The organism is Tolypothrix sp. PCC 7712 (genome assembly GCF_025860405.1).
In the GTDB taxonomy this organism is placed as follows: Bacteria; Cyanobacteriota; Cyanobacteriia; order Cyanobacteriales; family Nostocaceae; genus Aulosira; species Aulosira diplosiphon.
The window spans coordinates 3,773,971-3,787,555 of record NZ_CP063785.1; the positions used below are offsets into that span (position 1 = coordinate 3,773,971).

11 protein-coding genes are annotated in these 13,585 nt (G+C 39.6%); all 11 read left to right on the forward strand.

What is annotated here, in order from left to right:
• Positions 1-282: 282 nt before the first annotated feature.
• The 11 genes from hpsC to HGR01_RS15670 all read left to right on the forward strand — a co-directional run bounded on the left by hpsC (position 283) and on the right by HGR01_RS15670 (position 13,517).
• Positions 283-1,224, forward strand: a complete 942-nt coding sequence (gene hpsC / locus HGR01_RS15620) for a hormogonium polysaccharide secretion pseudopilin HpsC (protein WP_045874373.1) — start codon at positions 283-285, stop codon at positions 1,222-1,224.
• A 133-nt stretch (positions 1,225-1,357) separates the two neighbouring features.
• Positions 1,358-2,056, forward strand: coding sequence for a Tfp pilus assembly protein FimT/FimU (locus HGR01_RS15625; protein WP_045874372.1), 699 nt, complete (start codon positions 1,358-1,360; stop codon positions 2,054-2,056).
• 126 nt (positions 2,057-2,182) lie between these two features.
• Positions 2,183-3,136 (forward strand): hormogonium polysaccharide biosynthesis glycosyltransferase HpsE, encoded by a 954-nt coding sequence (gene hpsE / locus HGR01_RS15630; RefSeq protein ID WP_045874371.1) that lies wholly within the window; start codon positions 2,183-2,185, stop codon positions 3,134-3,136.
• 121 nt (positions 3,137-3,257) lie between these two features.
• Positions 3,258-3,866 (forward strand): Tfp pilus assembly protein FimT/FimU, encoded by a 609-nt coding sequence (locus HGR01_RS15635; protein ID WP_071989487.1) that lies wholly within the window; start codon positions 3,258-3,260, stop codon positions 3,864-3,866.
• A 36-nt stretch (positions 3,867-3,902) separates the two neighbouring features.
• Positions 3,903-4,553, forward strand: coding sequence for a TIGR04282 family arsenosugar biosynthesis glycosyltransferase (locus HGR01_RS15640; RefSeq protein ID WP_045874369.1), 651 nt, complete (start codon positions 3,903-3,905; stop codon positions 4,551-4,553).
• A gap of 352 nt (positions 4,554-4,905) precedes the next feature.
• Positions 4,906-5,748 (forward strand): HpsJ family protein, encoded by an 843-nt coding sequence (locus HGR01_RS15645; protein ID WP_045874368.1) that lies wholly within the window; start codon positions 4,906-4,908, stop codon positions 5,746-5,748.
• A 454-nt stretch (positions 5,749-6,202) separates the two neighbouring features.
• A complete protein-coding gene (locus HGR01_RS15650) occupies positions 6,203-7,078 on the forward strand; it encodes a glycosyltransferase family 2 protein (protein ID WP_045874367.1) in 876 nt (291 codons plus the stop codon).
• A gap of 470 nt (positions 7,079-7,548) precedes the next feature.
• Positions 7,549-8,358 carry a DUF502 domain-containing protein gene (locus tag HGR01_RS15655; RefSeq protein ID WP_045874366.1) on the forward strand — a complete coding sequence of 270 codons (810 nt, stop codon included), beginning with the start codon at positions 7,549-7,551 and terminating at the stop codon, positions 8,356-8,358.
• A gap of 94 nt (positions 8,359-8,452) precedes the next feature.
• Positions 8,453-9,082, forward strand: a complete 630-nt coding sequence (nusB, locus tag HGR01_RS15660; RefSeq protein ID WP_045874365.1) for a transcription antitermination factor NusB — start codon at positions 8,453-8,455, stop codon at positions 9,080-9,082.
• 148 nt (positions 9,083-9,230) lie between these two features.
• Positions 9,231-10,913, forward strand: coding sequence for a signal recognition particle-docking protein FtsY (gene ftsY, locus HGR01_RS15665; RefSeq protein WP_045874364.1), 1,683 nt, complete (start codon positions 9,231-9,233; stop codon positions 10,911-10,913).
• A 1,218-nt stretch (positions 10,914-12,131) separates the two neighbouring features.
• Positions 12,132-13,517: a PP2C family protein-serine/threonine phosphatase gene (locus HGR01_RS15670; RefSeq protein ID WP_194007738.1), complete on the forward strand. Its 1,386-nt coding sequence runs from the start codon at positions 12,132-12,134 to the stop codon at positions 13,515-13,517.
• The last annotated feature ends 68 nt before the right edge of the window (positions 13,518-13,585 follow it).

Sequence of the window (13,585 nt, forward strand, 5' to 3'; positions counted from 1 at the left end):
TTTTTAGTCACAAATCATATCGAAAATAGATATGTGGCTAAACAATGCCAGTTTGCTCAAGCCAGGAAACTCACCTACGCGACTGGCTCCCCTATAGCAATTTATTTTTACTTTATCAATCATCTCTGGAAACCATACCTTTTTTATCCTTAGTATACATTTGATAAATTCAGATCTAAGCAAATCAAATTTTTTAGTAAGCTTCCGTTTCTAAAATAGACTGAGTTGATTCATCAATCTCAATGCTAAATACCTGCAATTTTAGGGAGAAAACATAGCATTATGAGTTTTTATAAATATTTTTTGAGTAATTATATAAAAAAAATTGGATTAAAACAAAAAGTCAATGGATTTACCTTAATTGAGCTACTTGTTGGTCTAATTTTAGCTGCCATAATCATTACGCCTTTGTTGGGATTTATGATCAGTATTCTTGAGAATGATCGTAAAGAACAAGCAAAGGCAACTACCGAACAAGAAATAAGATCAGCACTTGACTACATTAACAGAGATATGCAACAAGCAGTTTATATCTATGATGCTGATGGTATAGCTGCGATTAGAAACCAATTACCTAAATATGATCAAAAAGATAAATATTTTCCTGTGCTTGTCTTTTGGAAGCGACAATATATTTCAGGTGGACTAGCTGTTGAAGGTGGTGCTAATGATACTTTTGTCTACTCTTTAGTGGCTTATTATGTAATTAAAGATAATGATTCTACATGGTCTAATGCTGCTCGAATTGGTCGATTTCAAATTAGTAATGGTTATGGTCAAACTGATACAGATATAAGCAGCACTAGGGATGCTGGTTTTAATATGTTTAGTTTGGACGGTGAAGGAGACCTGAAAACCAAAATGAATCAATGGAAAAAAAGTGACGAAAGCTATGATCAACAAGTTTTGGCTCTCGTTGATTATATTGATCAAACTATCATAGATACTACAGCTAACCCAGCGCCTTCTTGCTCTACTGGTCAAATGGTTCCACAATTCTCCGGTAGTGGAGATGGTGTTGCTACAGGTAATGTTAAAACCCGTGGCTTTTACGTATGTGTAGACTCTAGTAAAACTGTAGCAGACATCTATTTACGTGGTAATGCTCTTGCTCGTGCTCAAAATACGAATTTGAATTTTGATCAAAGTAGTGAAAGCAGAAAAATTTATTTTCCAAAAGCTAGCGCCAGAGTACAAGGACTAGGATTCGTATTCACCAAATAATAAGTCATGATGATTAATTTCTACTAATGCTAATAGCTATTAGTTAATGATAGATAGTTAGGCAATTAGCAATTTTCACTCATATACTTGGAGTCTACACTACATCTATTAAACTCACTGAGGTCAGCCTGCTATGTATAGTTTAGCGTTAAAAGAAAAAGTACATAACTATCAACTTAGATGGCTCTTTCAAAAACTAAAAGACTCTCCCGCTATTCCCTCAGAAATTTCTGGGTTTAGTCTAGTGGAGGTTGTAGTCGTAGTAGTGATGATTGGAATATTATCTGCGATCGCAGCTCCTAGTTGGCTGAGTTTTAGTAACAGACAAAAGATAAATAAAGCTAATGATGTGATTGTATCAGCAATTCAAGAAGCTCAGAGAGAAGCGAAAAGGCGAAAAATTAGTTATAACGTCAGCTTTATAACTGACAATAATATTCCCAAAATTGCTATCTATCCTACAAAAGATGTTGCTGATGGTTATTGGCGCGTTTTAGGTGAAGGTTTAGGAATTCAATCAGGGTTAATAGTATTAGGAACAAACCTGACTGATACAAACACCACTACTAGCAGTAGCACCGTATCATATGCCTCTACTACCGCAAAAACAATCACCTTTGACTACACAGGTGCTTTAGATCTTCTAGTGAAAACAAACACTAACAGTTTAACATCTGTACAAAACGAGAAAATTGGCGATAAAGGCTTAATTATAGCCATAAGTTTAGCAAAACCAGGTAGTCCTACTGAGCCTACAGGTGTTAAGCGCTGTGTGATTGTCAAAACTTTATTAGGTTCTATCAAAACCGGAAAAGATACTGAATGTAATTAAAAATTGGCAAATTCAGAGGGTTTAACATAAATTGTTAAATAATTCAGTATATAAACTGAACATCAAAACAGTACCCCTAGTTAACAATTGATTTATAAGGTAGGTTTTGATAATCAGTAGAAAGCTATGAATATTGAATTTACTGTTGCTATCCCAACTTTTAACGGTGCAAGTAGATTGCCTAAATTACTGGAAAAGTTGCAAAATCAACTTGATACTGAAAATTTTTCTTGGGAAATTATTGTTGTAGACAACAACAGCACTGATAACACAGCAGAAGTTATTCAAAGCTATCAAGAAAATTGGCAATGTCCTTACCCTCTAAAATATTGTTTTGAAGCTAGACAAGGAGCAGCATACGCTAGAAAGCGAGCAGTGCAAGAGGCTAAAGGCGAATTAATTGGTTTCTTAGATGATGATAATTATCCAGAACCAAACTGGGTAGCAGCAGCTTATAATTTTGGAAAAAACCATCCTAAAGCTGGAGCTTATGCTAGTCAAATTCATGCTCAATGGGAAGTTGAACCACCAGAAAATTTTCAGCGAATTGAGCCTTTTTTGGCAATTACAAAGCGTGGTGATATACCTTTGCTTTATAAAGCAGCTAATAAATTATTACCTCCTTCGGCTGGACTTGTTGTGCGTAGACAAGCTTGGTTAGAGAGTGTACCAAATAAGGTTATTTTAACTGGTAGAGTCAAAGGGAATATGCTCACCAGCGAAGACTTGGAAATGTTATCTTATCTCCAAGAATCTGGGTGGGAAATTTGGTATAATCCCAACATGAAAATTTTTCATGAAATACCAAGTTGGCGCTTACAAAAAGATTATTTAATACCCTTTTTTAAAGGAATCGGACTTAGCCGTCATGTCACTAGAATGTTAGGTGTAAAACCTTGCGCTAAACCAATAGCATTTTTCGCTTACCTCATCAACGATTTACGTAAAATAATTTTGCACCTACTGAAATATCGTTCACAAGTTAAAAATGAATTAGTTGCATCTTGTGAAATGCAACTCTTTATGAGTAGTTTTCTCAGTCCTTTTTATCTTTGGCAACATGGATATCTTGATAGATAGTCATTGATGTTTACAACTCCAAAGTAGACATTGGTTAATGTAATGACTAACACATCAGTTTCTTAAAGTTGTTCAAAATATTTTCGTGAATTTCCTAAGCTTAGTTAATCTCAATTTTTTTTTGAAAAATCCTTCTAGTAGTGGCTTCACTTTACTAGAGATGTTAGTTGTGATTTTAGTAGTTGGTATATTAGCGGCTATTACAATACCAAGTTGGCTAGGTTTTGTAGAAGTTCGTCGTCTTAATAATGCTCAAGAGGAAGTTCATCAAGCTTTACGCCAAGCGCAAAGCCAAGCGATCAACCATAAACTGACTTGGCAAGTTAGCTTGCGCGAAAAAAATGGTATCGTGCAATGGACTGTTCATCCAGCAGAAACTAGCAAATTTATTCCTGATACTGTTAAAAACAACGATAATCTGTGGTATAGTCTTCACCCAAATATTCAGATTTTCAAAGATAAAAACAATAAAGGTAATTACGAGACAACTTTAGCAAAAACAACTTCCCCTCAAATGTGGAAAGTGATGTTTAACTACCAAGGTTGCCCTGTTTACGTAATTGGTGATGAGTGTACCAAAACTTCTCTCAGAACCTTAGGACAGATAACTTTTCATAGTCAGCATACTTCCCAAACAAAGCGTTGTATCTATGTTTCTACAGTTTTAGGAGCAATGCGAACTGGAAAAGAACACCTAAAAGCAAATCAAAGTGGCAAGTATTGCTACTAAAATAATTTTTATTGATTACAAGTAAGGTATTCTGTTCTGCAATCACTATATAGCCTCAAGCATCTAATTATATTTACTCGTTATCCAGAAGCGGGGAAGACCAAAACCAGGTTGATACCTGCTTTAGGGGAATTGGGTGCTGCTAATCTGCAAAAGCAGATGACTGAATATACAATATTGCAAGTTCAAGCATTGCAAAAGATACTTGCTATTTCTTTTGAAGTGCGGTTTGCAGGCGGTAATTTACAACTAATGCAAGATTGGTTGGGGTCTGATTTAGTTTACCAGCCTCAAGGTGAAGGTGATTTAGGCGATCGCATGATGCGATCGCTTGCGGATGCTGTTGCATCTGGTAAGCAACAAATAATAATCATCGGTATAGATTGTCCTGGGGTAAATTCTCAGTTGCTAGCAATGGCGTTTGAGCAACTAGATAATTTTGACATGGTGCTAGGCCCTGCAATGGACGGTGGATACTACTTAATTGGGTTACGTCAATCAATTCCGCAATTATTCGCTAATATCGACTGGGGAACTTCTCAAGTATTCTCACAAACTTTAGACATCGCCCAGCAGCTTAATTTATCACGCGCGGACTTACCCACCTTGGTTGATGTTGACCGTCCTGAGGATCTGCCAATTTGGGAACAAACTATTGCTAGAGAAGTCGCTGACAAAACTCAGTGATGAGTGAAGAAATATAGAGAAATTTACTAAAAGTGTTGCAAAACACTAGGTAACTTCTGAGGACACTTATGATGACAAGTGCTACTTTGGTGTAGTTTCATTGCAAGAGACCCAAAATCTCTATGCTTATTTCCGATTAAGGGTAAGATTTGGCGTTGATTAGTCAATGGTCAAAAGTAGTAACTATTGATAATTGATTGTAGGACTCGGCTTTTCGTCCATCGAGTACCGACATTATGTAATTGTGTGACATCGACCTTTTGTTGCCATATAACAAGTACGGTTATGGGAACAATATTCCAGTAACTTTATATAGGACAATCACTCTGATTTACTCAAAGACTAAAAAACTATGGTGAAACGTTTTACTACCGTGAACACTGCCCTGACATTAAAGGTGGTGGGCATTGTCCTAATTTTGTCCTTTTTGCTAGACTTTGCGATTCTGTTGTTACCCTTCCAACCCACCGATCGCGCATGGCAAATTAATTTGGCTACAGCTCTTGTGGATCGGGGGATTGTACCATTGGTAGGCTTTGGGATACTGTTTGCGGCTTACTGGATAGAGACTGATGGTGATAGCGATCGCACCCCAAGTCTCGATTTGAGATTTCCTGCCTTCGTACTATCAAGTATCTTAGGCTTAATGTTTTTGTTAATTTTTCCTCTGCATCTCAATAATGTAAATCAAGCTAAGACTCAAGCAGTTAATCAAATTAACCAAGATGCAGATCAGGCAGAAAATCAACTTAATAATCGGTTATCGCAATTGCAGGCACAACTGAATACTGATCAAGGAAAAGCACAGCTAGAACAACTACGGAATCAAACTAAAACTCAGTTAACTGAAATACTGAAAGACGAGCAAAAATATAAGCAAGCGCTAGAAAGTCCTCAAGTTCCCCCAGCTGTTAAAGATTTACTCAAGAAAGCTAAGGCTGATCCAAAAGTACTTGATAAGGCTATTCAAGAACAAACAGATATTCAGGCTTTACGCAATCAACAACTCAGCCAAGTGCGTCAGCGTAAGGAAGAAGCCGAGAAACAAGCTAGAGACAATGCTTGGAAATCTGGAATCCGCACGGGTATTAGTAGTTTGCTGTTGTCCCTTGGTTACATCATCATCGGCTGGACAGGATTAAAAGGTATGGGAACTTTCCAAAGTAGCGGACGCAAAACTCCTGCACCTCGTTAAGCAATGCAAGATTTGCTGATTCAAAATGAAAAACCCAGTATTGATAAGCAGTCTTAAGAAGGGAAAAGGTTAAAGGGAAAAGGGGAAAGGGGAAATTCCTTTACCCTTTTCCCATAAAAAGGGGCTAGTACAACAAGGCAAAAGTCAAAAGTGAGCCAGTGCGGTGGACGGGTTCCCCGGCATAAAGCAACTGGCGAACTCCGCAGGAGTCAAAAGTCAAAAGAAATAATAGTTATAGCACAAGCCTTTTAGCAATTACAGAATGGGTGGCTTATTTACGCCATGTTGTACCAATAAATGTGTAATTTATTGCATTATTTTCTAAAACTATCGGAAATAGAGACGAGAAAAGAGGCATTTTCATGCATTGATTCTGGGTTTCTACTGATGGGGACTGAGATGAAATTAACTACTATATAGCTTGATTGGGTATAAATCTTTTTATAGGTTGAGAATGTTTTCTATTTATATACTGACTTATAACGAAGAATTAGATATTGCTGCTTGTATAGAATCAGCAATGTTATCCGATGACATTATTGTTGTGGATTCATGCAGCAGCGATCGCACTTTAGAAATTGCCAATCGCTATCCAGTTCGCGTCTTTGAACACCCTTTTGAAAGCCACGGGCGACAGCGTACTTGGATGCTAGAGTCTATTATGCCCAAGCATGAATGGGTGTACATTCTAGAAGCTGATGAACGCATGACACCGGAACTGTTTGCAGAATGCGAACAAGCAACACAAAATCCAGACTACATTGGTTACTACGTTGCAGAACGTGTGATGTTTATGAATCGTTGGATTCGCTACAGCACCCAATATCCGCGTTATCAACTACGTCTGTTCCGTCATGGTAAAGTGTGGTTTACAGACTACGGACATACTGAACGAGAAGTTTGTAATGGTGCAACCAGCTTTTTAAAAGAAACTTATCCTCACTATACTTGTAGCAAGGGTTTGAGCCGTTGGATTGAAAAGCATAACCGTTATTCTACTGATGAAGCCATAGAGACATTGCATCAACTAGAACAAGGTGATGTTAAATGGCGAGATTTGTTGTTTGGTAAGTCAGAGGTAGAAAAACGGCGCGCCTTAAAAGATTTATCTTTGCGATTACCTGCTAGACCACTGGTACGCTTCTTTTATATGTATTTTTTATTGGGCGGTTGTCTGGATGGACGTGCTGGCTTGGCTTGGTGTACATTACAGGCATTCTACGAATACCTAATTTTGCTGAAAGTCTGGGAAATGAAGCATATGCCCGTCCCTAGTTTAGAGACAAAAGTATCTGTTTCGCAAACAAGTACACCAGCTGATGTGGTGTGATTTGGAGTTGAGAGTCAAGAGTCAAGAGTCAAGAGTCAAGAGTCAAAAGTTACTTGTCTCCCTCATCTTCCTCATCTCCCTCATCTCCCTCATCTCCCTCACCCTCACTCCCGGCGCTGGTGGGGCCTCGAGTGCGCCAGTCACTAATCCCCAATCTCAGTTATGATAAATTAAAATTTTTTTATATAATTTTTTTAGAAAACTTTTTCTTGCCTGTCCAAAACATATTTAACAGAAAAAACATCTTTTCTACTATCTGCTGATACTTTCAAAGGTATTAGCAGCATTTAATTAGGCGCGCTAGTCTGATTAGAACTTAAGAAACTTGTAATAATAATTTACAAGTCTGATAAAGAAAAGTAACATCTTCTCAGCTAAACTAGCCGCGATAGTACTTCGTAGCGATCTATTATGCAATTAAAAGGGGTTGCCAGATTTGCTTGTGGTAGCTTGTACCTCAAGCTATATCTATGCGCTTGAATAAGTCGGTTGGTCACAAGACCGATCGCAAAAGTTCCACTAGCCTAAGCAAGGAGAATCGGGACTTGGTAATTAATCGCCTCAAACAGGACTTAAAAAATGACCTGATTGCTGGGTTGTTGGTAGTAATTCCCCTAGCAACTACCATCTGGCTAACTATTACCATTGCCAGTTGGGTCATTAACTTTCTTACCCAAATTCCCAAACAACTCAACCCGTTTGAGGGATTGCATCCTATACTAGTAAATATACTGAATTTGGGAGTTGGGTTAGCTGTACCACTGCTGAGTATTCTGTTAATTGGCTTGATGGCGCGCAATATTGTGGGGCGGTGGTTACTAGATTTTGGCGAACAGCTTTTACAAGCGATTCCTTTAGCGGGACAGGTATATAAAACCCTGAAACAGCTTTTGGAAACGCTGCTCAAAGATTCTCCTGGCAAATTTCGGCGTGTAGTTTTGCTAGAGTATCCCCGGCGAGGAATATGGGCGATCGCTTTTGTGACGGGTATCATCAGCAATGAGATTCAAGCTCAAATGTCGCGTCCGATGTTGAGTGTATTTATCCCCACTACTCCCAACCCCACCACCGGATGGTATGCGGTTGTTCCGGAAGATGAGGTGATAACCCTGTCCATGTCCATAGAAGATGCTTTTAAAATAGTGGTTTCTGGTGGCATTGTTGCCCCTAATACACTGATAGCTATTTCTCAAGAGGACGTAACAGCCCTAGAAACCAAGTCACAAATGATTCCCTTGGCAGAAAATTCCCATCATTCGGAGAAAGTTACCAACAAATAGATAATATGGTTGTCTGACTATAGCAAAATCTATAGACTCCTAATTCCGTTCTCCCTACTTTTATTCAGTCTTAACTAACTCCAACTTACTTTATATGCAAGACCGTAAACCGCAGCAGCTGGCGCGTGAACTAGCGCTGTTAAGCCTCAGTCAGTTGCCTGTTAACCCGAAGAAACTCACAGAAGAACAACTGCCTAAGTTAGTATTAGCGGCAGTACGTACCCTGAGATCGGAAGTCCAAGATAATTTGGATAATGCAGCAGGTGAACTACAACGCAGTCATGATCGCATTTTAACTAGTCAAACCCGTGCATCAGACTTGAATACTGCGCGGACAATGTTACAAGAAGCGATCGCAGCTACCCAAACCGCCATCAATCAATTGGGTGCAGCCGTAGAGTTTCCCGAACTGATTCAACTCGCCAACCAAGATAAGAAAGTTAGCAGATACGCTATCGACATAGTCAAGACAGTGACCGAGGAACGCAGTACCATCGACGAACATATTGCAACTGCGCTTGTAGATTGGCAAGTAACTCGCCTAGCTCAAATTGATCGAGATATTCTGAGAATTGCTGTTGCAGAAATGCTGTTTTTAGGCTTACCTGATAGTGTAGCTATCAATGAAGCTGTGGAATTAGCTAAACGCTACAGTGGAGACGATGGTCATCGGTTTATTAATGGCGTACTGCGCCGATTCACGGAGCAGAAAAAGACTGCATAGCGTTTTATTAGTGTTAAGTTTTGAGTTAAGGGTGAGATATGAGTAGTGATTACTCTTGGCGGTTTTCCCACCAAGAAAATGTCAGGAATTCAATTACACTCATAACTTATAACTCTTACTGAAATTACAACTAATATCACTAGCTGCAATGGTTTTTAATTGGTTCCGCCGTCAACATAACGATTCCTCTGATGTTCCCTCGCAACAACAGCAGGAAGAAACCCCTGCTGTTTTAGAACCCCAACCAGAACCAGCAGAAACTTCAACTACACCAGACACAGCGGCAGATTTGTTAGCTTTTGCGAAAGCCGCTTATAAAAATATTCAGCAAAAACAGCAATCTCCAGAGGCTGAAACTGCATCTGCTGCTGAGGCTGAAGTTGAAACTGCACCAGCAGCAGTTGCAGAAACAGCAGCAGGTGAATTAGATGCCACTGCGAGTGAGACAATTACTGAGGAACCTGGGGCAGTTGCAGAAACTACGCAACCCTTAGAAACTGTTGAGGAAGTATCTAGTAACGATCAAGAAACTGTAGAGACTTCTATAGAAGAAATTGCTGCAACGCCAGATGTTGCTAGTCCAGAAGAATTAACAGTGAGTGCGGTAGAAACAACAACCACCGAAGAATCTGTTACTACCCCAGAAACAGCACAACCAGCAGCAAACTTATCCTTCTTAGAACGGGCGGCGGCGGAACGACAAGCAAAGCAGGAAAGATTAATCGCCAGCGCGATTGAGGTACCAGAACCGGAGATAGTACAGCCAGCGGCGACAACATCAACAACCCCCACTTCCGAAACAACATCAGAAATTCCCGGACTGGAATTTGATGAAGGTTTTGTCTGGTCAGCAGAAATCTTAGCAGCTCAAGGTAGACGGGCAGAAGATATTTCCCTAGAAGAAATTACCTGGCTGAAAAAGTTACGCCAAGGATTAGATAAAACCCGACGCAATATTTTAAACCAACTGAAGGCGATCGTTGGTCAAGGGCCTCTGAACCAAGCAGCTGTAGGGGAAATTGAAGCATTACTCCTGCAAGCTGATGTGGGTGTAGAAGCGACAGATTTAATTATCAGTGCGCTACAGAAAAAATTACGCGAAGAAGTGACACCCCCAGAACAAGCGATCGCTTATCTGAAGCAAATTATCCGGGATATGTTAGATAATCCCGTCCAGAAAAACTACAAACCCAGCTTTGCGCCAGAAAAAGACACCTTAAATATTTGGTTAATTACAGGTGTGAATGGTGCCGGTAAAACTACGACTATTGGTAAAATTGCCCACCTCGCCCAAAAATCTGGTTATAAATGCTTAATTGGTGCTGCTGATACCTTCCGGGCTGCGGCTGTAGAACAGGTAAAGGTTTGGGGAACCAGAAGCGGCGTAGAAGTGATTTCCAACCCAGGGAAAAATACAGATCCAGCCGCCGTGGTGTTTGATGCGATCGCCTCTGCCCAAGCGAGGGACACTGAATTACTGCTGGTTGATACCGCCGGGCGATTGCAAAATAAGAAGAATTTAATGGATGAACTCAGTAAAATTCGCCGCATTATCGACAAAAAAGCCCCTAATGCCAAAGTCGAATCACTGTTAGTTCTTGACTCTACTTTAGGTCAAAATGGCTTGCGGCAAGCTGAGGTCTTCTCCCAAGCAGCCCAACTTAGTGGTGTGGTGTTAACCAAACTGGATGGTACTGCAAAAGGCGGCGTGGCGCTGGCTGTGGTGCAGCAGTTGGGTTTACCCATTCGCTTTATTGGTGCTGGGGAAGGTATTGAAGACTTACGTCCCTTTTCTAGCTACGAGTTTGTCGAAGCACTCCTGGATGGCTGATTGATCATATGTCAGTTAGGATTTCTCTTGAGAAACTCATACAGCGTATTTCAGATGCATGAAGTACAAAGGTAGGGGCACAAAATTTTGTGCCCCTATATATTCAGGAATTAATTCTCAGTCCGAACAAATTCTGATCTACTGCGTAAATATGAAAAAATTGTTTTTTCCCACATTTGTGTAACCTTTGCTAGAATTCTACTCTAATGCTGCGTTTTGAACTTCCTCACGATGAAGTTACTAGTAGCATGACGATAGTCACTTGCCGCAGAGAAAACTCTGTTACCTTTTCAAGAGGTGACAGGCTGTCTATCCTTTAGGTTAGCTTCCAACCTAATTACAGTCTGACAAGTTTTCCTGACTTTTACAGGTGCTTGAAAAAAAGTTTTAGGGTATTAGGGTGTAGAGGTTTTGAAATTTTAATATTGAGATATCCTTAAACCCTCACCAGCAGAAAGTTTCGGGCATTTCTGTGCAAAGTTAGGCTCGTTTTTAGGCAAAGTAAGTACCCATAACCCTTTGCATAATTGCTCAGTCAACAGTACATTGTTGTCAGCAATCGGTAGAAACTCTTAAGGGTATTATCAGTCTCTACTTTTTATGAAGTCCACAATTATTCTCTGTCCAAAATTTAAAGGTGTAAAATATGTTTATAAAAATACAAAATTCTGTCTCAGCCTTTAGTCTGAAAATTTGAGGGCTGATATTCTCAAAGGTGTGCGCTCGCCCAGGAATATTGCTTTTAGTAGTGCCTCTCAGCACAATCTATTTACATATTTTTAAATTGGGGATGGGTGCCATTTTCATGGTTCTTAACCTCCAGATAGCCCCTCATACCCCCCAGACCTCAGACCCCTCACCCCTAAAAATCCCACTGGCGACGTAATATATTATTTTCGTCAAAAAGAATTTTTCTGTTGTCAGACATACTACCAAGTAATTAGCTTATGAAAAAATTACAATTTTGCTAGTGTCTGTCGGAAATTGCGGAGCTTAACGTTGTAGTTTATGAAGAAAAACACATTAGTTATAATTACTCTCTTTCATAAGAAATATAATCAGCAAATGCAATACTTAATATAATTAATGGCTTACGTCTTTCTACTCTTGCTAAAATGACAAATCTTGCCCCAATATGGTTTAGCAATGCTCAAACCAAAGGATTGATTCAGTAATCTAAAAGTTTGCCTTTATTAAAATGTAATAATACCTGTGATTGTGTCTCAACTGCCCTCTCAACCCACTGATAGTAATAATGGTGCGACAACGGATGTCACTCCAGTTGTTGCATTGAAAGAACTCGTGGCAAGGCTGCACCGGGAACAGAACAAAATTCAGGATTTGTTAAGTTCTTTAGGATTTGCCCTCAGAAGTTTTAATAATTTAAATCAATTTTTGGAATTGATACCGCTGATGGCAACCAGAGTTACAGATGGGGATGGCAGCGCCCTATTTCTTTACAAACCAAATGGTCAAGTCAGATTAGAACAATTACACTGGCAAGACAGTGGTCAGCGTCGGAATATTCGTAAAGCTTTAGAAACAGCAACTAGTCAAATTACACTTTTACAAAATAGTGCCCCACTAGCAACCGCCACGGGAATGTTAGACGATCAGATGCATCGTTATTTGGGGCCAGATGTACAAATATTTGGCACTGCTATTTTAGTGAAGCATACAGAAAGGGGATGGCTTTATGTTTTAAGCCGTGACCCTGAATATAGCTGGACAGAAACTAGACAAAAGTTAGTCCGGCTAGTTGCAGATCAAACTGCTGTGGCTATTGAAAACGATGAACTAGCAGTAGAACTAAGAAAGAAAGAACGTTTAGATCAAGAATTAGAAATTGGCGCAGAAATTCAACGCCGATTGCTACCACGCCAATGTCCTGCAATTCCTGGTGCTGCCTTAGCTGCACGTTGTAAACCTGCTAATCGTGTGGGTGGAGATTACTACGATTTTATTGCTACCAATCAAAATCAAATTAATTCCAATCATACAAGTGGTTTAGAAACTGGTTCTTGGGGTTTAGTAATTGGGGATGTGATGGGGAAAGGAGTCCCTGCAGGCCTAATTATGACGATGATGCGAGGAATGCTGAGGGGAGAAGTATTACACGGTAATTCTCCATCGCGGATCTTGCAAAATTTAAATAGAGTCATGTATGCGGATTTAGAAAATTCGCACCGTTTCGTGACGCTATTTTATTCAGAATATAATCCCGAAACCCGAATTTTATCTTATAGTAATGCTGCACATAATCCGCCTTTATGGTGGCACGCAGCCACAAAAACTGTATCTCGGTTAGATACCTTGGGGATGCTGATTGGTTTAGATGCCAACAGCCAATATGAAGATGCCCAGGCACAATTAGAACCTGGAGATACGATTATTTATTATACAGATGGCTTAACAGATGCCGCCGCCGCTGGAGGCGATCGCTTTGATGAAGAAAACTTCGTTGCTTCCTTCAGCGCTGCTTGTCGGTATTGTGATGGGCCAGAAGAAATAGTTGATTATTTGTTTGACCAAGTTCAACAATTCATCGGTGATGAAAAACAAAATACTGATGACATGACTTTGGTTGTTTTACAAATAGAATAGTCAACCCTTTGGGGGAATTCAAAATTCAAAATTCAAAATTCAAAATTGAAGATACCAATGCGTAATTC

Bases quoted from the DNA above. Each gene is read 5' to 3' on its own strand.
- ftsY (WP_045874364.1), top strand. From the start codon at position 9,231: ATGGTTTTTAATTGGTTCCGCCGTCAACATAACGATTCCTCTGATGTT.
- hpsC (WP_045874373.1), top strand. From the start codon at position 283: ATGAGTTTTTATAAATATTTTTTGAGTAATTATATAAAAAAAATTGGA.
- HGR01_RS15655 (WP_045874366.1), top strand. From the start codon at position 7,549: ATGCGCTTGAATAAGTCGGTTGGTCACAAGACCGATCGCAAAAGTTCC.
- HGR01_RS15645 (WP_045874368.1), top strand. From the start codon at position 4,906: ATGGTGAAACGTTTTACTACCGTGAACACTGCCCTGACATTAAAGGTG.
- nusB (WP_045874365.1), top strand. From the start codon at position 8,453: ATGCAAGACCGTAAACCGCAGCAGCTGGCGCGTGAACTAGCGCTGTTA.
- HGR01_RS15650 (WP_045874367.1), top strand. From the start codon at position 6,203: ATGTTTTCTATTTATATACTGACTTATAACGAAGAATTAGATATTGCT.
- HGR01_RS15625 (WP_045874372.1), top strand. From the start codon at position 1,358: ATGTATAGTTTAGCGTTAAAAGAAAAAGTACATAACTATCAACTTAGA.
- hpsE (WP_045874371.1), top strand. From the start codon at position 2,183: ATGAATATTGAATTTACTGTTGCTATCCCAACTTTTAACGGTGCAAGT.